Origin of the sequence: Roseibacterium elongatum DSM 19469 (assembly GCF_000590925.1) — a bacterium.
Lineage (GTDB): Bacteria > Pseudomonadota > Alphaproteobacteria > Rhodobacterales > Rhodobacteraceae > Roseibacterium > Roseibacterium elongatum.
This window is the reverse complement of the sequence record NZ_CP004372.1, coordinates 3403872-3422964: the sequence shown is the minus strand read 5'-3', so window position 1 is coordinate 3422964 and position 19093 is coordinate 3403872. Positions and strand designations below refer to the sequence as shown.

The following is a 19093-nucleotide window of genomic DNA, read 5'->3' as shown; positions in this document are numbered from 1 at the left end:
ACGCGGCGCGGGTGCTACACGATCACCGCTTCACCCTGTCGCCGAGAGGCGCTAGACGGGGCACGGCCAGAAGGAGAGGACGATGCCCCAGTTTCTCGACAGCAGAGACGCCGATTTCGACGCGCGCTTTGCCGCGCTGCTCAACATGAAGCGTGAAGATGCGCCCGAGGTCGACGATATCGTCGCCGGGATCATCGCGGATGTGCGTGACCGCGGCGATGCGGCGGTTATCGAGCTGACGGAAAAATTCGATCGTTTGACACTGACGCCGGACACGCTTGCGTTTTCACCCCAGGAGATCGACGCCGCCATCGCCACCGTCCCCGCGGCGGAGCGGGACGCGCTGGAACTGGCCGCCGAGCGTATCCGCGCCTACCATGTCCGCCAGCGCCCCGAGGATGCACGTTGGACCGACCCCGAGGGCGTGGAACTCGGCTGGCGCTGGACCGCCGTGGGCGCGGCGGGGCTTTATGTGCCGGGCGGGCTTGCCAGCTACCCCTCGTCGGTCCTGATGAACGCGATCCCCGCGCAGGTGGCGGGGGTCGAGCGCCTTGTGATCTGCGCGCCCACGCCGGATGGCACGGCCAACCCGCTGGTCCTGCTGGCGGCGAAGCTGTCGGGCATCGACACGATCTATCGCATCGGGGGCGCACAGGCCGTGGCGGCGATGGCCTATGGCACCGAAACCATCGCGCCCGTCGACAAGATCACGGGCCCCGGCAATGCCTTTGTCGCGGCAGCCAAGCGCCGGGTTTTCGGTAAGGTCGGGATCGACATGATCGCGGGGCCGTCCGAGATCCTGGTGATCGCCGATGCCGAGAACGACCCGGATTGGGTGGCGCTCGACCTTCTCAGCCAGGCCGAACATGACGAGGTGGCGCAGTCCATTCTCATCACCGATGACGCGGCGTTTGGCGAGGCGGTGGCGCGCGCCGTCGAGGCGCGGCTCGAAACGCTGGAGCGGCGGCACATCGCCGGGCCCAGTTGGCGTGATTATGGCGCGGTGATCACCGTCCGCGACCTGACCGAGGCGGCAGAATTTTCCAACCGCGTGGCGCCCGAACACCTTGAGCTGTGCGTCGCGGATACCGAGGCGTTGTTGGGCAAGATCACCCATGCTGGCGCGATCTTCCTGGGGCAATGGACGCCCGAGGCGATCGGCGATTACATAGGCGGCCCCAACCACGTGCTGCCCACCGCGCGCTCGGCCCGCTTTTCCTCGGGCCTGTCCGTGCTCGATTTCATGAAGCGCTCGACCCTGGCGCAGATGACGCCTGCGGCCCTGCGTGCCATTGGACCTGCGGCCGAAACACTGGCAATCTCGGAAAGCCTCGAGGCGCACGGCCTGTCCGTCCGCGCGCGGCTGGATCGGCTGAACCGCGAATGAGGGCGCAGCAGGGGGAGAGGGCATGAGCATCTGCCACATTGAAATCGACACGGCGGGCATGCCCGCCCCCACGCCCGAGATCGAGCAGGAACGCAAGGTCGCCATCTTCGACCTGCTGGAGGAGAACAGGTTCACCATTCCGCCGCGGGACGGGAGCGATGCCGCGGACGGCCCGTACCGCGTGACCCTTGCGATCCGCGAAAAGCGGCTGGTGTTCGATGTCGATACCGACGAGGGCGCGGATGCCGCCGAGTTCCATCTGTCGCTGTCGCCCTTTCGCCAGGTGGTCAAGGATTACTGGCAAATCTGCGAAAGCTATTACGATGCGGTGAAAAAGCTGCCGCCCAGCCAGATCGAGGCCATCGACATGGCCCGCCGCGGAATTCACAACGAAGGCGCGCGCATCCTGCAGGAACGGCTCGAGGGCAAGGCGGATGTGGATATCGACACCTCAAGGCGGCTGTTCACGCTGATTTGCGTGCTGCATTTCGGGGGCTGACGGGCCGTGTCGCAGAACTTCCCCCAGTCGGTACTGTTCTGCTGCGACCACAACTCCATTCGGTCACCCATGGCCGAGGGGATCATGAAGAAATTCTACGGCCACCGGGCTTACGTGCAATCGGCCGGCGTGATGAACGAGTTGGAGATCGACGGCTTTGCCGTGGCCGTCTGCTCCGAGATCGGTGTGGAGTTGCAGCGCCACCGCGTGCGCAGCTTCGACGATATGCAGGAATGGGGCGACGATATCTCGGGCTTTGACCTGATCGTGTCGCTGTCGCCCGCCAGCCAACGGCGCGCGTTGGAACTGACCAGCAGTTATCATCTCGATGTGGAATACTGGCCTGTCCTGGATCCCTCGGGTCTCGGGCATTCCCGCGAGGAAAAGCTTGCGGCTTATCGGCAGGCGCGCGACATGATCGTCAAACGCATGGTGGACCGGTTCGGCCCCCCCTCCGGAACCCGGAGAGGACGCAACATGAGCGACGCGATGGAGGCCACGCGGGCCCTGGTGACACGCTACTATGCGGCGTTCAACGCGGGGGATGTCGAGGGCATGATCGCCTGCCTGTCTCCAGATGTCGCGCATCATGTGAACGAAGGCGGCCTGCGCGAGGGGCACGAGAGGTTTCGTGCCTTCTGCGCCCATATGACCCGCTGCTACCGCGAAAGCCTGTCGGATGTCTTCGTGATGGCCCATCCCGATGGCACGCGCGCCGCCGCCGAGTTCACCGTGAACGGCACCTATCTGGCGACGGATGACGGCCTGCCCGAGGCGACGGGGCAAACCTATGTCCTGCCGGCCGGCGGGTTCTTTTCGGTCGAGGGTGGGCTGATCACGCGCGTGGTCACCTATTACAATCTAGCCGACTGGATGCGGCAGGTCTCGGAATGAGCCTGACCTTCCGCGACTATCGTGGTGACGCGATCACTCAGGTCGTGGATAGCCTTGCGCGCCTGCGGATTTCGGTGTTTCGCGACTGGCCCTACCTGTATGACGGTGACCTCGCGTACGAACGGGCCTATTTGGCCGATTACGCCCGCGGCGACAGCCTCGTCGTCGCCGCCTTTGACGGGTCGGAGATGGTGGGTGCCTCGACCGGCATGCCATTATCCGATCATGCGGATGATTTCGCGTCGGCCTTCGAAACTGTGAGAATTGACTTTAATAAAGTCTTCTACTGCGCTGAATCTGTTCTTGCTTCGGGCTTTCGCGGGCAGGGTGCTGGACACGCGTTCTTTGACCGGCGCGAGGCCCATGCAAAGCGCCTCGGTTTCACATTTTCCACATTTTGTTCAGTGATCCGTCCACAGGATCACCCGGCGCGACCGGCCGGCTATCGCCCCCTCGATCCGTTCTGGCGAAAACGCGGCTATGCGCCGCTTGATGGGGTTGTCGCGCGGTTTCAGTGGCGCGATATCGGCGATCAGGCCGAAACCGAGAAGCCGCTGCAATTCTGGATCAAGCACCTATGAAACTCGCGGCTGCAGCCTATCCGCTGGACGCGCTGGCCGACTGGGCGGCCTACGAGGCCAAGTCGCGGGAATGGGTTGGCGCGGCGGCGGCGGCGGGGGCCGATCTGCTGGTGTTTCCCGAATACGGTCGCATGGAATTGGCCGCATTCGATGGTGCCGATGTCGCCGGGGATCTCGAGGCCAGCCTCGCGGCGGCCGCGCGCTGGACCGGATCCGCCGACAGGCTGATGGAGGATCTGGCGCGCGAGCATGGCGTTCACATCCTTGCGCCGTCGGGGCCGGTCTTCGACGGTGGGTCGCGCCCGGTAAACCGCGCCACGTTCTGCGGGCCGGCGGGGAAACTGGGGCATCAGGACAAACAGGTGATGACGCGGTTCGAACGCGAAACCTGGGATGTCGTGCCGGGCGGTCCCTTGCACGTCTTCGACACGGGCCTGGGGCGTGTCGGTGTCCTGATCTGCTATGACGCCGAGTTCCCGCTTTTGGGGCGCGCATTGGCCGAGGCGGGTGCGGAAATCCTGCTCGTACCCTCGTGCACCGATGCCCTGGCCGGCTATTCGCGCGTGCGGGTGGGGGCGATGGCGCGCGCCTTGGAAAATCAATGCGTTGTGGTGCATGCGCCGACTGTGTGCGATGCGGCCTGGTCGCCTGCGGTCGATGAGAACGTGGGCGCGGCGGCGATCTACGGGCCGCCGGATCTGGGGTTTCCGCCCACGGGCGTGATCGCCGAGGGGGAACTGAACGCGCCCGGATGGGTCATGGCCGAGGTAGATCCAACGGCGATTGCGCGCGTCCGCTCGCACGGGGCGGTCTTGAACCATGCCCATTGGCCGGAAAGCGCCACGCGGGCGCAGGTTTTGCCCCGCGACATAGATTAGCCTTGAAAAACGGGCGGATCAGGCGCATTTAGCGCCTACCTGCACCGGCATGGTGCGACAATGAAGGAGTGAACATGGCCAAGGAAGAAATGCTCGAATTCCCTGGTGTCGTGAAGGAACTCCTGCCGAACGCGACGTTCCGGGTCGAGCTTGAGAACGGCCATGAGATCATCGCGCACACGGCAGGCAAGATGCGCAAGAACCGCATCCGTGTTCTGGCAGGCGACAAGGTCCAGGTGGAAATGACCCCCTACGACCTGACCAAGGGTCGCATCAACTACCGCTTCAAGTAACGGTGCGCCTGATCCTCGGGTCAGGCAGCCCGCGCCGGCGCGAGTTGCTGGGCGTTCTGGGCCTTGTGCCCGATGCCGTCACCCCCCCCGACCATCAACGAGGATCCGCAGCCGGGCGAGTTGCCGCGCCCGTATTGCGCGCGCATTGCCCGTGACAAGGCGGCTGCCATCGCGGCAGGCCCCGAGGATATTGTGCTCTGCGCCGATACGACGGTGGCTCTGGGGCGGCGCATCCTTGGCAAACCCGCCGATGAGGCCGAGGCGCGGCGCTTTCTCGATCTTCTGTCGGGGCGCCGGCATCGGGTCTACACGGCCGTGGCGGTCAAAACCGGCGACACGATCCGTGAACGCCTGGTCGAGTCGCGCGTGCGGATGAAGCCGCTATTCCCGACCGAACGCGACGGCTACCTCGCGACAGGCGATTGGCAGGGCAAGGCCGGCGGCTATTCGATCCAGGGGCCGGCCGGGGCGTTTATCCCATGGATTTCAGGAAGTTACACGGCCATCGTTGGCCTGCCAATGGCCGAGACGGCGCAGTTGCTGCAGGCGGCTGGCCTGCGCATCTGGGGGGCGGCATGAAAGGGCGTGTCGTTCTCCTCGATCAGGTGGCCGGTCGCCGGGCGGCGGCCCTGATGGTCGATGGTCACCTGGCCGATCTGCTGATCGATCCACCCGAGACGGCTGGCCCGCAGCCCGGTGCGATCTACCGCGCGGTGGCCGACCGGCCGATGAAAGGGCAGGGCGGGCTGACACTGACCTTGGGCGATGGCGAAAAGGGGTATCTGCGCGCGGCCAAGGGGCTTGCGCCGGGCACCACGCTGTTGGTTCAGGTCGCGGGCGTGGCCGAGCCGGACAAAGCCGCGCCGGTCACCCTCAAACCGCTGTTCAAAAGCCGCTTTGCCATCATCACGCCCGATGCGCCGGGGCTGAATATCTCGCGCCGTATCAAGGACGAGGCCGAGCGCGACCGCCTGCTGGAAATCGCGCATGCGACCATGCAGGGCGCGCCCGATGGCCACGGCCTGATCCTGCGCAGCGCCGCCGGCGACCAGCCCGAAGAGGTGCTGGCCGAGGATATCGCGGCGATGCGTGATCTTGCCGCCGCCGTGATGGCCGATGCTGTCGGTCGGGCCGAACTGCTGGTCGATGCCCCCGACGCGCATCTTCTGGCCTGGCGTGACTGGGCCGAGCCGACCCCAGACGAGGTCGAGGATCGCCCCGGCTGTTTCGAGGCGTCGGGCGCGCTGGACGCGATCGAAGAGGCCTTGTCGACGCGCCTCCGCCTGACGGGGGATGCCTTTGCCTTTATCGAGCCGACACGCGCCCTTGTCGCCGTTGACGTGAATACCGGCGGGGATACGTCGCTTTCGGCCGGGCTCAAGGCCAACCTGGCACTGGCGCGCAGCCTGCCTGGTGCGTTGCGGATCAAGGGCTTGGGCGGGCAGGTGGTGCTCGACCTCGCGCCGATGCCAAAGAAAGAGCGCCGCGTATTCGAGGACGCCTTGCGCCGCGCATTCCGGCAGGATGGGGCCGAGGCGGTGCTGGCCGGCTGGACGCCGCTGGGCCATTACGAAGTGCAGCGAAAACGCGACCGCTTTCCCTTGGCCCAGGTGTGGCCCGGCGCGCATAGCTGAGGATCAGGCGCGCCGCAGCGCCATCAGCAGGTCGGGCGACGCCTCGCCCGTCACGGGCAGCCCCCGCGCCTGTTGAAAGGCGCGGATCGCGGCCTCGGTTCCGCGGCCGATCACCCCGTCCGGTGTGCCGGCATCGAACCCCGCACGGGTCAGCAAGCGCTGCACCTCGCGCCGCTCGGCCTGCGTCAGCCCGGTGCTGTCCGGCCCGAAGCTGCGCGACAGCGGTCCGCCTCCTGCCAGCCGGTCCGACAGGTAGCCGACGCCGATGCCGTAATTGGTCGAGGGGTTGTAACGCAGGATCACATCGAAATTGCGCCACAGGATCCAGGCAGGACCATTTGCGCCGCCCGGCGCGTGGATGGCGGCCGCACCGTGGTCGGGCAGGGAACCGCCGGTTGGCTGCCGGACCCCCATGGCCTGCCAGTCGGTGGTGGCGCGGCGATTGCGCCGCCCGGTGGACGATGTGTCGAACCCCTCTGGCAGGCGTACTTCCATGCCCCAAGGCTGCCCGCGCCGCCAACCGTGGCGTTGCAGATAGGTGGCCGCGGTGGCAAGGCTGTCGGTCGGATCGGCCGACCAGATGCCGCGCCGCCCGTCCCCGTCGAAATCGACCGCGTATTCCTGGTAGACCGAGGGCATGACCTGCGTGTGCCCCATGGCCCCGGCCCAGGACCCCAGCATCCGGTCCGGTGTGGTGTCGCCCGATTGCACGATGCGGATGGCGTCCAGCAATTGCGCCGTGAAAAAGCCCTCGCGCCGCCCCTCCCACGCCAAGGTCGAGGTGGCGGAGATCACGGGAATATCGCCCAGGCGCGTGCCAAACGCCGTTTCGACGCCCCAGATCGCCCCGATGACCGCGGCGGCGACACCCGTGGCGTCCTCAATCGCCCCGAGCGTGGCCCGGTGCGGGCGGATGCGGCCACGGCCGAGGCTGACATCCGCGTCCGAGGCGACCAGCGCCAGGTAATCCTCGGTCGTGCGGCGGAATTCGGTCTGGTTGCGATCGCGCTCGATCACGCCGGGCAGATAGCCCTGCCCCCGAAAGGCCCGGTCAAAGGCGTCGCCGCTGATGCCTTGGGCCAGTGCCCGTGGGCGAAACGCAGCGACCCAGGCGTCATACGCGGCATTGGGTTGCGGGCGAAAGGCCGGATCGTCGCTGGGGCCCGCGGCACCCACGGCCCCGCTCGGGCCGAGCGCGGGTGTGCAGCCCGTCGCCGCAAGGGCCGCCGCGCCCGCCGTCGTCAATACATTCCGTCGCGAAACCAGCATCTGTCTCTCCCGCCCACCGTTGCAAGGTATTGGTAGCCGCCGCGTGGCCGTGACGTAAAGCGTGGCCTTGGCCCCCGTTGCGGCCCCGCGGTGCGTTCGGCATAGTGCCGCCGAGTGGTCGCGCAACCCCGGAAAGGAGGGCGAGATGAGCTGTCCCATCTGCGGCAAGAACACAGAGCCAAGCTATCGCCCATTCTGTTCGCGACGCTGCGCGGATGTGGATCTGGCGCGTTGGCTGAACGGCTCCTACGCGGTGCCGTCGCAAGACCCGGAGGACGCAGAGCGCGCCGAGCAAGAGGCGCGCCGCGCCGCGTCGAAACCCCACTGAAAGGCGGGTCCCGGCGAGAGGCGATTTTTCATGCCCGAGGGTATGGACACCCCGCAAGGAAGGCCCTAGAACGCGCCTCACCCAAGGCGGTCGCGCGATTGCCTCTCCCGTGCCCGGGTAGCTCAGGGGTAGAGCAGTGGATTGAAAATCCTCGTGTCGGTGGTTCGATTCCGCCCCCGGGCACCATTTATAACCCACTGTGAAATATGGATTTATTGCGCCCGTAAGGTTGCTGCGAATGCGCTGTATTTGGCTGTGGGACGACAGCGGGACGACAGACTTCCCTCCTTTGATCGATTGCATCAGGCGCGAATACTGGCACATCTCCGTTTCCGGCGAAACTCGATCAACACCATTTCACCTCCAGTCCAGCACCTGGAGAAGAAGAATGAGTCACGAAAAAATCCCACACGACGTTCTGCTGCCCATCACGACGGTCTGTGAAATTGTCGCTCGTTCCAAGGCAAGCATCTATCGCGACATCGAACGGGGCACGTTTCCGCCACCGCAGAAACAAGGTCGTTCGAGCCGCTGGCGCCACTCTCTCATCATGAAAGTGGTCGAAGGGAAGTATCCGGAGTGATGCAGCCAGTCGGATGCAACCCGAAGCAGGCTAAAGTCTGAGTCGCCCCCAAATTGAGAGGCGACTACCCTCGACTTCCGCCATCCTCTGGACCGACATGGGCTGACGGACGAAACCTTCGCGAGATGAACGGACACCGCGCCGGCAAGGGGATCACGCTGTGCTCGGTCACGCGGGTGCGTACTACGATCATCGACGCGCCGTCCATAAAGAAGGGCACCAATGGGTACACCGCCATGAAGGCTCATGTGGGCGTCGATGTGTATACCGGTATTGTTCACGGCCTTCAGGCGACGACAGCCAAGGTGCATGACAGCTTCGTATGCCTGGCGGCACGAGGCTAAGGGGAAGGGGCTCTGGTCTCCGGATCAGGCCCGCAGTTTTTGTGCCGCTCGACCTTCGGCCAGCAGGTGATGTTGTGCCCGAACCTGCGTCGGTAAGATCTGTTCCGGTGGCAGTTCGCCTCTCAGGCGGGCGATGTCTTCGGTTCGACACTACCATGGCTGGGGCGGCACTGATCCGGTTGATCCGGACGGTGGAGACGGCATGATTGGTCCCGGGGCTGGCATTCGCGTCTGTCTCGCGGGCGGTGTTCAGCCCTCACCTTCCTGTGATTTTTCGGTCCTGCGAGTCCGTTATCGTGGGACTACACGGATGGATTCTCTCTATGGAGACGATGACGTAGTTGCTCAGGTCACTGGGATTGGTGATCTACGAGGACTGTCGGCGGCGTTCGCCGGATGATGTGAAGGCGCGGTTGGTTTTGTGCGACGCAAGCGGGCGACGGCTTTCCCGGAGGCCGCAATTCCGATGGAGCGGATCGAGATTGTTCCCGGCGCGGTGGAAGGCCGTGTCGAGGTGGCTAAATGCATGCAGGCCATGCATGTTCGCGCTGGTACCATTCAGGGAACTGGCGACGTCATGCGGAGGGCAGGACATCAAAGGTATCCGCGGCGGGACATTTTTTTCACTTTTTTCGGCTTTTCGATTTTGGGAATGTTCGAAGAGAACCATCTCTCCTGTAGCGGGGCCAACGAGCCAAGATGTTTCGCAGATCTGCATCGCATCAAACCGCTCGTGCTTCGCTTACCCCCTTGAGGGGTCATGACAGATGCGGCTTCGGCCGTTCTGAACATGCAAAATCCCCCATGAGGGGTCACGACAGATGCGGCTTCGGCCGTGCTGAACATGCAAAATCCCCCATGAGGGGTCACGACAGATGCGGCTTCGGCCGTTCTGAACATGCAAAATCCCCCTTGAGGGGTCACGACAGATGCGGCTTCGGCCGTTCTGAACATGCAAAATCCCCCTTGAGGGGTCATGACAGATGCGGCTTCGGCCGTTCTGAACATGCTACTTCCCCCATGAGGGGTCACGACAGATGCGGCTTCGGCCGTTCTGAACATGCTACTTCCCCCATGAGGGGTCAGGACAGTCGCGGCTTTGGCCGTTCTGAACATGCTACATCCCCCATGAGGGGTCATGACAGATGCGGCTTTGGCCGTTCTGAACATGCTAAATCCCCCATGAGGGGTCAGGACAGTCGCGGCTTTGGCCGTGCTGAACATGCAACATCCCCCATGAGGGGTCATGACAGTCGCGGCTTTGGCCGTGCTGAACATGCAACATCCCCCATGAGGGGTCAGGACAGTCGCGGCTTCGGCCGTGCTGAACATGCAACATCCCCCCATGAGGGGTCATGACAGATTCGGCTTGGTCCGCGACGAGCTCGCACGAGTCCAAGGCCAATCACTCGGCAACGACCGCGGCGCATCGATCGATGCTCGAGAAATAGCGCGTCCGGCGAGTCTGTTGGAAATACGTCACACTGCCCTCAAGTGGTCCTAAGACCACGAAATCCGGTGAGAACGACCGAGTTGTGCTCCGTGAAACAGTCACGCCGCTAAGTATGCGCAGCCCAAATCACCTACATGCTGCGTGCCATTGCCTCGGCTTGCTTGATAACCAGCTTCACAGCCTCAGCCTGCAGGTCGGGAGGGTAACCGTAGCGCCTCAGGATCCGTTTCACGGCGACGCGCATCTTCGCCCGTACGTCATCCCGCTGCCACCAGTCCACGCCGGAATTCTCCCGGACAGACCTGACGAGCTCGGCCGCGATCACCTTGAGCTGGTCGTTGTCCATGACCTCCACCGCGCTCTCGTTTTGCGCCAAGGCGTCGTAGAAGCTCCGTTCCGCCTCCGACATGTCGTCCTCGGGCTCGGCGCTCAGGTCTTTTGCCATGCCGATGAGTTCCTGGATCACCTGAAGGGCATCGACGCTGCGGTTGTGATACCGTGCGATCGCGTTTGTGAGGCGCTCGGAGAACTTCTGGTTTTGCACCACGTTGCCCCGCGTTCGCGCCTGGATCTCCCCGTTCAGAAGCTTCTTCAAGGCTTCCACGGCAAGGTTCTTGTGCTGCATGTGTTGTATCTCGAGGAGAAACTCCTCGGACAGAACGCTGATGTCGGGGCGGTCGAAGCCGCACGCTTCGAGGATGTCCACGACCTCGGTCGAGGCGACAGCCCGGTTCAGCAGTTGCTCGATCGCGAAGTCCGGTGAGGAATTCCGACCCCCGCCGCCTTTCACATCGAGCTTTTGGAGGGCCGACCTCACCGCCAGGAAGAAGGCCACCTCTTCGGCGTGCTGTTTGGCTTCCGGCGACCCCGCCGCCAGCTTGAACGCCTTGGCCAGCGCCGCAACGGCATCCAAAAACCGCTTACCGAAATCCTTGTGACCTTCCTTCCCATCTGCACGCGCCTGGTGGAGAACATGGTCCGCCGCCGCCGGCAGGATTTCGATGCGGTCCGCCGCCGTGCCGCCGAGGACCCGGGAATAATCGAACCCATGGAACAAGCCACGTGCGACATCCAACGCACTCAGGAACGCCGAGACGGCCTCGCGCTCGTCGACGCCCGTCTGAGCCTGATCCCCCTGCGAGTAATGCGCGAGAGCTTTCTTCAGATCGGCCGCAAGGCCGATATAATCGACAACAAGACCGGCGGGCTTTCCGGCGAAGACCCGGTTCACCCGCGCGATCGCCTGCATCAATCCGTGTCCCTTCATGGGCTTGTCGACATAGAGGGTGTGCATGCAAGGCGCGTCGAAGCCGGTCAGCCACATGTCACGGACAATCACCAGCTTGAGCGGGTCGCCAGTGTCCTTGTATCTCTTTCTGAGGGCTTCCAGCTTCGCCTTGCTGCGAATGTGGGGTTGGAAATTCGGCGGATCGGTGGCGTTTCCAGTCATGACGACCTTCACCGCGCCGGACTCGTCGGTTTCCGAATGCCAATCGGGGCGGGCAGCGACGATGCGCTCGTATACCTCGACACAGATCCGGCGGCTCATGCAGACGATCATCGCCTTGCCGTCAATAGCCTCAAGGCGGGCGTCGAAATGCTCGAGGATGTCAGCGACCACCGCGTAAAGGCGCGGACCAGCGCCAACCAATTTCTCGATCTGCGACCACTTCCTGGCGGCTGCCCCTGCCTCATCTTCGGGCAGCGCCTCGGTCGCTTCGTCGAATTCCTCGTCGAGGCTGTCGCGCAGATCGTCGGCGATCTCTACGCGGGCAACACGTCCCTCGTAGTAGATCGGAACCGTTGCGCCATCTTCGACTGCCTGAGCGATATCATAGACGTCGATATAGTCGCCGAACACCGACCGCGTGTTTGCGCCGACCAATTCCACCGGCGTGCCGGTGAAGGCAACGTAGACCGCCCTCGGCAATGCTGCGCGCAGGTGATGGGCCAGCCCATGGCGAAGCTCGCCAGTCTTCTGATCCATTCTGGCCTCGAACCCATACTGTGTCCGGTGCGCCTCATCGACCATGACGATGACGTTGGAGCGATCGGTGAGCTCGGGGAAGTCTTGACCGCGCTCCGGTCGGAATTTTTGAATCGTTGAAAATACGATGCCGCCGACCTGCCGGTTCAGCAGCGTTTTCAACTCCTGGATGCTGTCAGCCTGCACCGGCATCTCGCCGAGAAGATCCTTGCATCGACCGAACGTGGCGAACAACTGGTTGTCGAGGTCGTTGCGGTCGGTCAGGATCAGGACAGTCGGGTTCTCCAGCTCAGGCAGGTGCATTGCTCGACCGGCGAGAAAGGTCATCAGGAGCGATTTTCCGGAGCCCTGCGTGTGCCAGATGACGCCGCCCTTGCCATTGTCACCGCGCGCACCGATGATCGACTCCATGGCCTTCCGGACTGCGTGGAATTGATGATAGCCGGCCGCCTTCTTGATCGGCCCCTTGCCCTCGTCCTCGAACACGGTGAACCAGCGCAGCATGTCGAGAAGAACAGGCCGGTTTAGCAGCCCTTCTGTCAGCGTGTTCAGAGCGAGCCCTTCACGCTCCGAAAGGATGGTCTCGCCATCGACGGTCCGCCATTTCATAAATCGATCCAGTCCTGCCGAGAGCGTGCCGTATCGCGCGTTCAACCCGTCGGAGATCACCGAAAAGACCGAAGTCCGGAACAGGTTCGGGATGTCGGCCTTGTAGGTTTCGATCTGGTTGAAGGCCGCCTCGATATCAGCTCCCTCCGTGCCCTTCAGCTCCACCACGACCAAGGGCAGACCATTCAGGTAGATCACGATGTCGGGGATGCGCAGGTTCCGCCCAACCATGTCGACCTGGTTGAAGGCGTGCCAGGCGTTGTCCTGATCGCCCCAATCGATGAGGCGCGCCCGTTCATGGCGCTCCTCTCCCTGGCTGAAGTAGGTGATCGGGACGCCGCCCGTCATCAGGCCGTGCAGTCGGCGGTTCTCGGCCATCAGGTCGCCGGCGAAGACCTCATCGGTCACACGGGCCATCACTTCCTGCACGGCGCCGTCAGGCAGCCCGGGATTGAGGCGCCGCACCGCCTTCTCGAAGACCTTCCGCAGGATCGCCTCGTGGAAGCTGCGGCGCTCCGGATCGCGCTTCTCGGGTGAGATCTCGGCGCCGGAATCTGCAGCATAGCCCAGCCCGGCCAGCTTCCCCATCATCCAGTCTTCAAGGTCTGATTCCGAGTTCCAAGCCATTATATCGTTGCCTCGCCTGCCTTCAGGCGTTGGTTCAATTGCGTCAAAGGTTCTGCGAACGCGGCTTCAAGGCGCCTGACTCGACCACTCATCCAAGAGATCATGTCAGGCCAGTTCTCAGAGTCGAAGCCATCCCAGGGCTGCGACAAGTTGATCAGGCATCGCTTCTGATCGTCATTGCGATGCCAATCGAGCTTTTCGCCGAACTCGTGCTCAATCACTTCTCGCTGTGCAAACAACTGATCGAAGATCCATTTGTTTTCTGCGGCGCTCGCTCTCTGGATGGTGACCTCCACGCGCACTTGGCTCTTCAACAGCACCAAGGTGTAAGAACAGCCCGAAACGCCAGTTCCGACACTCAGCCAATTCTCCTTAGTGGGGCTGACATTCTGATGCCTTGATGATCCGTCTTCTCGGAGTTTTTCCAAGGCCTGTTGCCAGAATGCGAGCCTGACCTTGTGCCGATGACCTTGTGCGGTGCTGGCTGATCTTTCTTCACTCTCTTTTTGAGCCATCCGGATCATGTAATCGGCCGCCTCCGGCGTCGGGATCACCTGTTGGAGGTCGACGAAGATCTCCTCGCCGAACCGGTAGGGCACGACCTTCACACAGCGCGCGTCGATCTGGTGCTCGCGCAGCCAGAGCACCGTCGCCGTCACCTCACGCCGGAAATTTGCCGCGATGAAGACGACGCGCTGGTTGGTGCCGTCGTTCAGGACGACCTCGTCCAGCGTGTCCTCACCAAGGAACTCGCAGATCAGCCCGGCTGCGTCTCCGCCGCCTTGGCGGTCGAGATACTTCTGGAAGATGCCGACGATCTCAGCCTTCTTCAGACTCGAGCAATAGGCGGCGTATTTCAGGGCCTGCCAGACGACATCCCGGCCGGAATCGTCCAGCTTGTTCTCGATGATGACAAGCTGCCCGGTCCGGTCCAGCGCCAGCAGGTCCAGCCGCTCCCGGGTGCCATCGAACCCGTCGAACTCCTTCTGGATGATCAGAAGGCCGTCCTCACCCTCGCTCATCGCCTCGCAGAGGGCGTCCGGCATGGTGGCAAGCCATTCCTGAAGATGCTCCCGCTCTCGGAACCCGACCTCGGAGAAGCTGGTGCGCTCGAGCTTGCGCAGGCGGTTGGCGGAACGGTCAATCTGGAACATGGAGAGCCTTACACTTCAGGAAACGTGTGAATTTCAACCTCAAGTTCATTGGCCAGTGGGCGCAATTCAGCACAAAGATTCAACCAATCGGCAACGCCAACCTCGCTGCATCGACCGTTCTGGTCGAAGAGAGCGTCGACGTGACTTTCGCTATCGCCACCAGCGGCTGGGCTATAAAACTGGGCGGAATGGGAAAGCGCCAAGGTATCCTCGTTCAAAGAGATCGCGGTCGATCTGTTCTCTCCGCTGGCGACATGATTGAACGAAACCGTCGCTGCGGCGTCTGGCGTTTTCCCGGCCAAAAGCGCATCTACACCAGAAACGATCGCACCCAAGGCAAGCAGGTGTTCGGGACCACGACAGACCGATCGCCACGACCAGATCTCGTCTCGAACAAGTTGGAGCAAGCCCAGATCCTCTTCCGTCAAAAGCCAGTCGGCCGCAGGCTCGCTCATAGGACTTCCTCGACCTGCTTCTCGGCCTCGCGGATGCGGAGGTCTCCGGACATGAGGCGGGGGAGAAGGGTGTCGCGGAGGGCGGCGAGGGTCTGGCTCTCTCGTTGAGCGCCAAGAATTCGCTCAAGCATTACACTGGCTTGCCCGGCGAACGCTTTGATAACGGGATCTGGCGCATAGACAATCTCGAGACCGTCGAAGGTCTTTCGCGTAATTGTGGAAAAGACCGACCCATGAGACATAGATTGCAGGATGTCCACCGCGCGAACAGCGGAGAAATAGACGAACTCACCCGTGTGCTGACGGGTCGCCTGCAAGCCATAGCAAGACTGGTTGAAAACCATGTCGCCTGCCGCCATCGCCAGTTTGCCCACGGTGCCCCTTGCGCTGATAATGGTTGTGCCTCCGGAGATCATTTTCGCTGAGCAACTATCAAAGCCAGCAGCAGTGATCTTCTTTTCGGTATCAAGAACGAAGACCGCTCCGGCTTCGGGCGCATCGACGACCGAATACCACGGAATTTCGCCTCCCCAGTATTCCGGCACACCTGTCTTGGGGGTGCCACCGCTGATAATCGCGACCTGATCGGAGAATGGCCGACGTTCCCACCCCTTCGGCAGGCCGTCGGGGCCGAAGCTGTCGGGGAAGAGGGCGGCGGTGGTGGGGGCCATGTGGACGGGGGGCTGGCCGAGGGCGCGGGCGTGGACGGGGTCGAAATCCACGAACCAGGACCGATAGAGCGCCCGCGCCATCTCCTCCAGCGTCGCGCTCATCCGGCGGTTCAGCTCGATCTTGTCGTCGAGGGCAGCCAGTGTCCCAGAAATCCGTTCCTGCTCGGATAAAGGGGGAAGCGCGATCTCCTGCATCTTCAAAAGGCCCTGCGAGACATTCTGAATGCCTGTTCCACCGCCCTCGCGGCTCAGCTTTTCTCGCGTCGTCGGCGATCTCAACCAGTAATGAACGAACTTCGGAAGGGCCTGCGATTTCCTTACCCGAGCTCGGATGCAGAAACCGGCAAATGCCGTGGTCCTCGCCGGTCCTGCGTAGATCATCGAACGCCCGACGAGGTCCTTATTCCCATTGGACCGGACAATGACAATATCGTCTGGCTCCAGATAGACTTTTTCCGATATCTTCAGCCCCGTTGGGTTAATTTCTGATAGCTCCGTCCAGTCGACGAAATGCCGATCCCCGAAGTCCTTCACGCGAACGATTTTCAGGCCAACGCCGTCGTTTTTCTCTGAGAAGTTCAGGCCATTGCTGAAGTCGACAATGTCTTCCAGGGTTCGCAACTGCCAGCCGGTCATCCCAAGCTCTCCAGCCGGGCCTCTATCTCATTCTCCAGCCGTCGACCCTCCGCGAACTGCGCCCGCAGGTCCGCCGTCAGCCGGTCGAATTTTTCCTCGAAGGGCTCGCCATCCTCCTCGGCCGCGCCGGCGCCGACATAGCGGCCCGGGGTCAGGACGTAGTTGTGCTTCGAGATCTCCTCCGTGGAGGCCGCCTTGCAGAAGCCGGGCTCGTCGGCATAGGCGCCCGCGTCCGGCTCTCCACGCCAGGCGTGATAGGCAGTGGCAATGCGCGCGATCTCCTCGCGAGACAGCTCCTTCTGCTTGCGCGAACCCGGCACCAGCGCGCCCATCTTGCGGGCGTCGATGAACAGCACCTCGCCGCGCCGGTCGCGCAGCTTGGCATCCTTGGCGACGCCGTTCGACTTGTCCTTGGCCAGGATCCAGATGCAGGCCGGGATCTGCGTGCCATAGAAGAGTTGCCCCGGCAGGGCGATCATGGCGTCCACCGCCTCGGCCTCGACCATGGCGCGGCGAATGTCGCCCTCTCCGCTCGACATCGATGACATGGAGCCGTTGGCCATGACGACGCCCGCGATGCCGGTGCTGCCCAGCTTGTCGTAGATGTGCTGCATCCAGGCGAAGTTGGCATTGCCGACCGGGGGCGTGCCGTGTTTCCAGCGCCGGTCCTCGGCCAGGATATCACCGGACCAGTCCGAGATGTTGAACGGCGGATTGGCCATCACGAAATCGAATTTCTCGTCCGGGAAGGCATCGCGCAGCAGGGTGCCTTCGGCGTTCCACTGGATGTTCGCGACGATGCCCCGGATGGCGAGGTTCATCCGGGCCAGGCCATAGGTCGTGTGGTTCCGCTCCTGCCCGTAGACGGCCAGATCGGCGCGACGGCCGGCGTGGTTTTCGAGAAAGCGTTCGGATTGCACCATGAAGGAGCCGGAGCCGCAGCATGGCTCATAGAGGCGGCCCTTCATCGGCTCGATCATGTCGACGATCAGTTCGACCACCGGTTTCGGAGTGTGAAAATCGCCACCGCGCTTGCCCTCGCTGCTGGCGAATTCCGAGATGAAATATTCATAGATGCGGCCGATGAGGTCGAAGTCCTTTGGCGTGCCCGAAAACTCGATGTTCGAGAAAAGGTCGATCAGGCCCGTGACGATGGCCGGGTCGAGCGCCTCGCGTCCGAAGACCTTGGGGAGCGCACCCTTGAGTTGCTCGTTGTCGGCCTCGATCGCCCGCATGGCATTGTCGACCTTGACCCCGATGCCCTTGTCCTTTGCATTCGCGGCCAGCGTGCTCCAGCGCGCGGCCTCGGGCACCCAGAAGATGCCCTCGGCAAGGTATTCATCGACATCCTCGGCCACATCCATGCCCTCGGGGAGCAGGTCGTCATACTTCCGCTGGAAGGCCACGCCGATGTAGCGGAGGAAGAGCAGACCGAGGGCCACATGCTTGTATTCGCCCGGATCCATGGACCCGCGCATTTTGTCGGCGGCTGCAAAAAGCGTCTTTTCGATGGTCATCTGCCGTCTCTTCCTTGGCGCTGTTTCGCCAGTCGTTTGAATTGCTTGCGCCTTTTATCTTCGGAAACCTGCGTGGGATCAATTCTTGTGATCTCGATCAGAGGTTCGATGCGGTGTGAGGCGAGTGTCCAGCGGTTCAATTTTTACGGGGCGGATTCCAAGGGCCCTACCACCTTCTCAAGCGGTGAACCCAAGTATGCCGCCTATGCGTTCGCCTGCCTCCCTGCTGCGCGCTCCTCTTGATGAGAGCGCGCAGCAGGGAAGCGGGCTCAACGAAAGGGTCTTCGCCTGTGAAGCCCTCTAACCCGGAAAGGAGGGAACCTGTTTCTGACGCTGCCGATCGGGCAGCATTCCTTGGAGATCAACATGCAAAAATTTCCGAAAACCAATGCACATGGCATATCGCCGAACGCGGATGCTGTTGCACGAACCCGCCGGTTTCTCAACGAATACGGGTCCGCACTTCGGACATGTGCCGCCGCTCTTGGCGGAGACCGGTGGCAACGCCGCGCATTGGCGCTGTGTGAAGCGGTCAAAGACGGAACTCTCTCAAGCAAATCCTGCATCAGGGAACTCAATGCTTTGCTCGCGCTTCTCAGTCTCGAGCGGGTAGGGCAGCTTGAGCCGGACGAATGCGGTTACTTCGGCCTTGTCGAGCCGGACGACCCGCGAGTCCACGATATCTGTTTGATGTCGGATCGCTTGGAGGATTTCGTCGAGTTTTTGAAGACATCGGACGAAATCGTGCAAGCCTCCATCGCTGCGTGATTTCTCGGCCCCTGCCACGACAGGGGCCGTTTCTGACGAGCTGGCGAAGGGTCAGCTCAGCACAGAAAGGGATATTTCGTGCACCATATCGATGACCAAGATCTCGACACAATCACCGCCGCCGCGCATCAAAGTGTAAGACTGTTTGCCGATGCAGTACGCCTGACTGCGCCTGGCTCGGCTGCAGAGCGGTCAACGACACTGCGATGCCTCACCGACCTCGAAAATGGCGATCTTCTCCGGGAGAGCGTCAGCGGCGCGATCGCGGCCCTGAGGGACATCATCTCCCGCGAATTGGCAGGAGAACATCGCGGCCACAGACGGGTGTTCGATGGCCATTACGATCCGGAACTCGGTGCGGTCGGCGATGTGATTGATCTGCCGATCCTCACGGAAAGAGGGGAAGAGCTTGATCGATTGATGGGCTTGCTGCGGGATTTCGAACATGCCCGAAACAATGCCCTGCACCGCCTGCGAGCTGAGCAAGCGATCCGGCGACACCTTTGAGCGCGCAGAAATGATACCT

18 protein-coding genes, 1 tRNA gene and 2 pseudogenes are annotated in these 19093 nt (G+C 62.7%); 15 read left to right on the top strand and 6 right to left on the bottom strand.

What is annotated here, in order from left to right; genetic code table 11:
- Window positions 1-82 precede the first annotated feature (82 nt).
- The 9 genes and pseudogenes from hisD (at window position 83) to ROSELON_RS16510 (ending at window position 6166) form a co-directional block, all read left to right on the top strand.
- On the top strand, window positions 83-1387 hold the full coding sequence (hisD, locus tag ROSELON_RS16550) for a histidinol dehydrogenase (protein WP_025313409.1): 1305 nt from the start codon (window positions 83-85) through the stop codon (window positions 1385-1387).
- A gap of 22 nt (window positions 1388-1409) precedes the next feature.
- A complete protein-coding gene (locus ROSELON_RS16545) occupies window positions 1410-1886 on the top strand; it encodes a UPF0262 family protein (protein ID WP_025313408.1) in 477 nt (158 codons plus the stop codon).
- Between the two features lie 6 nt (window positions 1887-1892).
- Window positions 1893-2339, top strand: a pseudogene (locus ROSELON_RS16540) (arsenate-mycothiol transferase ArsC); the annotation flags it as partial.
- Window positions 2316-2780 (top strand): ketosteroid isomerase-related protein, encoded by a 465-nt coding sequence (locus ROSELON_RS16535; RefSeq protein WP_342665340.1) that lies wholly within the window; start codon window positions 2316-2318, stop codon window positions 2778-2780. The pseudogene ROSELON_RS16540 and the gene ROSELON_RS16535, both read left to right, overlap by 24 nt.
- Entirely contained in the window at window positions 2777-3361 is a 585-nt protein-coding gene (locus ROSELON_RS16530) for a GNAT family N-acetyltransferase (protein WP_025313407.1), read from the top strand. Before ROSELON_RS16535 ends, ROSELON_RS16530 begins: the two co-directional genes overlap by 4 nt.
- Window positions 3358-4239 (top strand): carbon-nitrogen hydrolase family protein, encoded by an 882-nt coding sequence (locus tag ROSELON_RS16525; protein ID WP_025313406.1) that lies wholly within the window; start codon window positions 3358-3360, stop codon window positions 4237-4239. Before ROSELON_RS16530 ends, ROSELON_RS16525 begins: the two co-directional genes overlap by 4 nt.
- A gap of 74 nt (window positions 4240-4313) precedes the next feature.
- Window positions 4314-4532, top strand: a complete 219-nt coding sequence (gene infA / locus ROSELON_RS16520) for a translation initiation factor IF-1 (protein WP_011455993.1) — start codon at window positions 4314-4316, stop codon at window positions 4530-4532.
- 2 nt (window positions 4533-4534) lie between these two features.
- A pseudogene (locus ROSELON_RS16515) lies at window positions 4535-5111 on the top strand (Maf family protein).
- A complete protein-coding gene (locus ROSELON_RS16510; protein WP_025313405.1) occupies window positions 5108-6166 on the top strand; it encodes a ribonuclease E/G in 1059 nt (352 codons plus the stop codon). Before ROSELON_RS16515 ends, ROSELON_RS16510 begins: the two are co-directional and overlap by 4 nt.
- Window positions 6167-6169: 3 nt before the next feature.
- Here the strand turns inward: ROSELON_RS16510 and ROSELON_RS16505 are convergent, their stop codons facing one another.
- A complete protein-coding gene (locus tag ROSELON_RS16505; protein WP_025313404.1) occupies window positions 6170-7435 on the bottom strand; it encodes a lytic murein transglycosylase in 1266 nt (421 codons plus the stop codon).
- Between the two features lie 145 nt (window positions 7436-7580).
- Between ROSELON_RS16505 and ROSELON_RS16500 the strand changes: the two genes are divergently transcribed.
- The 4 genes from ROSELON_RS16500 to ROSELON_RS16485 all read left to right on the top strand — a co-directional run bounded on the left by ROSELON_RS16500 (window position 7581) and on the right by ROSELON_RS16485 (window position 8690).
- Window positions 7581-7763, top strand: a complete 183-nt coding sequence (locus ROSELON_RS16500; RefSeq protein WP_025313403.1) for a DNA gyrase inhibitor YacG — start codon at window positions 7581-7583, stop codon at window positions 7761-7763.
- A gap of 111 nt (window positions 7764-7874) precedes the next feature.
- Window positions 7875-7949 (top strand) — tRNA-Phe (locus ROSELON_RS16495).
- A gap of 202 nt (window positions 7950-8151) precedes the next feature.
- Window positions 8152-8346, top strand: a complete 195-nt coding sequence (locus tag ROSELON_RS16490) for a helix-turn-helix transcriptional regulator (RefSeq protein WP_025313402.1) — start codon at window positions 8152-8154, stop codon at window positions 8344-8346.
- 125 nt (window positions 8347-8471) lie between these two features.
- Window positions 8472-8690 carry a transposase gene (locus ROSELON_RS16485; RefSeq protein WP_025313401.1) on the top strand — a complete coding sequence of 73 codons (219 nt, stop codon included), beginning with the start codon at window positions 8472-8474 and terminating at the stop codon, window positions 8688-8690.
- A gap of 1583 nt (window positions 8691-10273) precedes the next feature.
- On the opposite strand, the gene ROSELON_RS16475 is transcribed toward ROSELON_RS16485, so the two are convergent.
- The 5 genes from ROSELON_RS16475 to ROSELON_RS16455 are packed head-to-tail and all read right to left on the bottom strand — an operon-like array spanning window position 10274 to window position 17799.
- Window positions 10274-13366 (bottom strand): type I restriction endonuclease subunit R, encoded by a 3093-nt coding sequence (locus tag ROSELON_RS16475; RefSeq protein ID WP_025313399.1) that lies wholly within the window; start codon window positions 13364-13366, stop codon window positions 10274-10276.
- On the bottom strand, window positions 13366-14520 hold the full coding sequence (locus ROSELON_RS16470) for a DUF4268 domain-containing protein (RefSeq protein ID WP_025313398.1): 1155 nt from the start codon (window positions 14518-14520) through the stop codon (window positions 13366-13368). The genes ROSELON_RS16475 and ROSELON_RS16470 overlap by 1 nt, the downstream gene beginning before the upstream one ends.
- An 8-nt stretch (window positions 14521-14528) precedes the next feature.
- On the bottom strand, window positions 14529-14975 hold the full coding sequence (locus tag ROSELON_RS16465; RefSeq protein WP_025313397.1) for a hypothetical protein: 447 nt from the start codon (window positions 14973-14975) through the stop codon (window positions 14529-14531).
- Window positions 14972-16282 carry a restriction endonuclease subunit S gene (locus ROSELON_RS16460; RefSeq protein WP_025313396.1) on the bottom strand — a complete coding sequence of 437 codons (1311 nt, stop codon included), beginning with the start codon at window positions 16280-16282 and terminating at the stop codon, window positions 14972-14974. Before ROSELON_RS16460 ends, ROSELON_RS16465 begins: the two co-directional genes overlap by 4 nt.
- Window positions 16279-17799 carry a type I restriction-modification system subunit M gene (locus tag ROSELON_RS16455; RefSeq protein WP_025313395.1) on the bottom strand — a complete coding sequence of 507 codons (1521 nt, stop codon included), beginning with the start codon at window positions 17797-17799 and terminating at the stop codon, window positions 16279-16281. Before ROSELON_RS16455 ends, ROSELON_RS16460 begins: the two co-directional genes overlap by 4 nt.
- A 366-nt stretch (window positions 17800-18165) precedes the next feature.
- Between ROSELON_RS16455 and ROSELON_RS18300 the strand changes: the two genes are divergently transcribed.
- Window positions 18166-18567: a hypothetical protein gene (locus tag ROSELON_RS18300; RefSeq protein WP_156945973.1), complete on the top strand. Its 402-nt coding sequence runs from the start codon at window positions 18166-18168 to the stop codon at window positions 18565-18567.
- Window positions 18568-18645: 78 nt separating this feature from the next.
- Entirely contained in the window at window positions 18646-19074 is a 429-nt protein-coding gene (locus ROSELON_RS18295) for a hypothetical protein (RefSeq protein ID WP_156945972.1), read from the top strand.
- Window positions 19075-19093 lie beyond the last annotated feature (19 nt).

Coding starts and splice junctions, on each gene's coding strand:
- hisD (WP_025313409.1), top strand. CDS start 83: ATGCCCCAGTTTCTCGACAGCAGAGACGCCGATTTCGACGCGCGCTTT.
- ROSELON_RS16545 (WP_025313408.1), top strand. CDS start 1,410: ATGAGCATCTGCCACATTGAAATCGACACGGCGGGCATGCCCGCCCCC.
- ROSELON_RS16535 (WP_342665340.1), top strand. CDS start 2,316: ATGGTGGACCGGTTCGGCCCCCCCTCCGGAACCCGGAGAGGACGCAAC.
- ROSELON_RS16530 (WP_025313407.1), top strand. CDS start 2,777: ATGAGCCTGACCTTCCGCGACTATCGTGGTGACGCGATCACTCAGGTC.
- ROSELON_RS16525 (WP_025313406.1), top strand. CDS start 3,358: ATGAAACTCGCGGCTGCAGCCTATCCGCTGGACGCGCTGGCCGACTGG.
- infA (WP_011455993.1), top strand. CDS start 4,314: ATGGCCAAGGAAGAAATGCTCGAATTCCCTGGTGTCGTGAAGGAACTC.
- ROSELON_RS16510 (WP_025313405.1), top strand. CDS start 5,108: ATGAAAGGGCGTGTCGTTCTCCTCGATCAGGTGGCCGGTCGCCGGGCG.
- ROSELON_RS16505 (WP_025313404.1), bottom strand. CDS start 7,435: ATGCTGGTTTCGCGACGGAATGTATTGACGACGGCGGGCGCGGCGGCC.
- ROSELON_RS16500 (WP_025313403.1), top strand. CDS start 7,581: ATGAGCTGTCCCATCTGCGGCAAGAACACAGAGCCAAGCTATCGCCCA.
- ROSELON_RS16490 (WP_025313402.1), top strand. CDS start 8,152: ATGAGTCACGAAAAAATCCCACACGACGTTCTGCTGCCCATCACGACG.
- ROSELON_RS16485 (WP_025313401.1), top strand. CDS start 8,472: ATGAACGGACACCGCGCCGGCAAGGGGATCACGCTGTGCTCGGTCACG.
- ROSELON_RS16475 (WP_025313399.1), bottom strand. CDS start 13,366: ATGGCTTGGAACTCGGAATCAGACCTTGAAGACTGGATGATGGGGAAG.
- ROSELON_RS16470 (WP_025313398.1), bottom strand. CDS start 14,520: ATGTTCCAGATTGACCGTTCCGCCAACCGCCTGCGCAAGCTCGAGCGC.
- ROSELON_RS16465 (WP_025313397.1), bottom strand. CDS start 14,975: ATGAGCGAGCCTGCGGCCGACTGGCTTTTGACGGAAGAGGATCTGGGC.
- ROSELON_RS16460 (WP_025313396.1), bottom strand. CDS start 16,282: ATGACCGGCTGGCAGTTGCGAACCCTGGAAGACATTGTCGACTTCAGC.
- ROSELON_RS16455 (WP_025313395.1), bottom strand. CDS start 17,799: ATGACCATCGAAAAGACGCTTTTTGCAGCCGCCGACAAAATGCGCGGG.
- ROSELON_RS18300 (WP_156945973.1), top strand. CDS start 18,166: ATGCAAAAATTTCCGAAAACCAATGCACATGGCATATCGCCGAACGCG.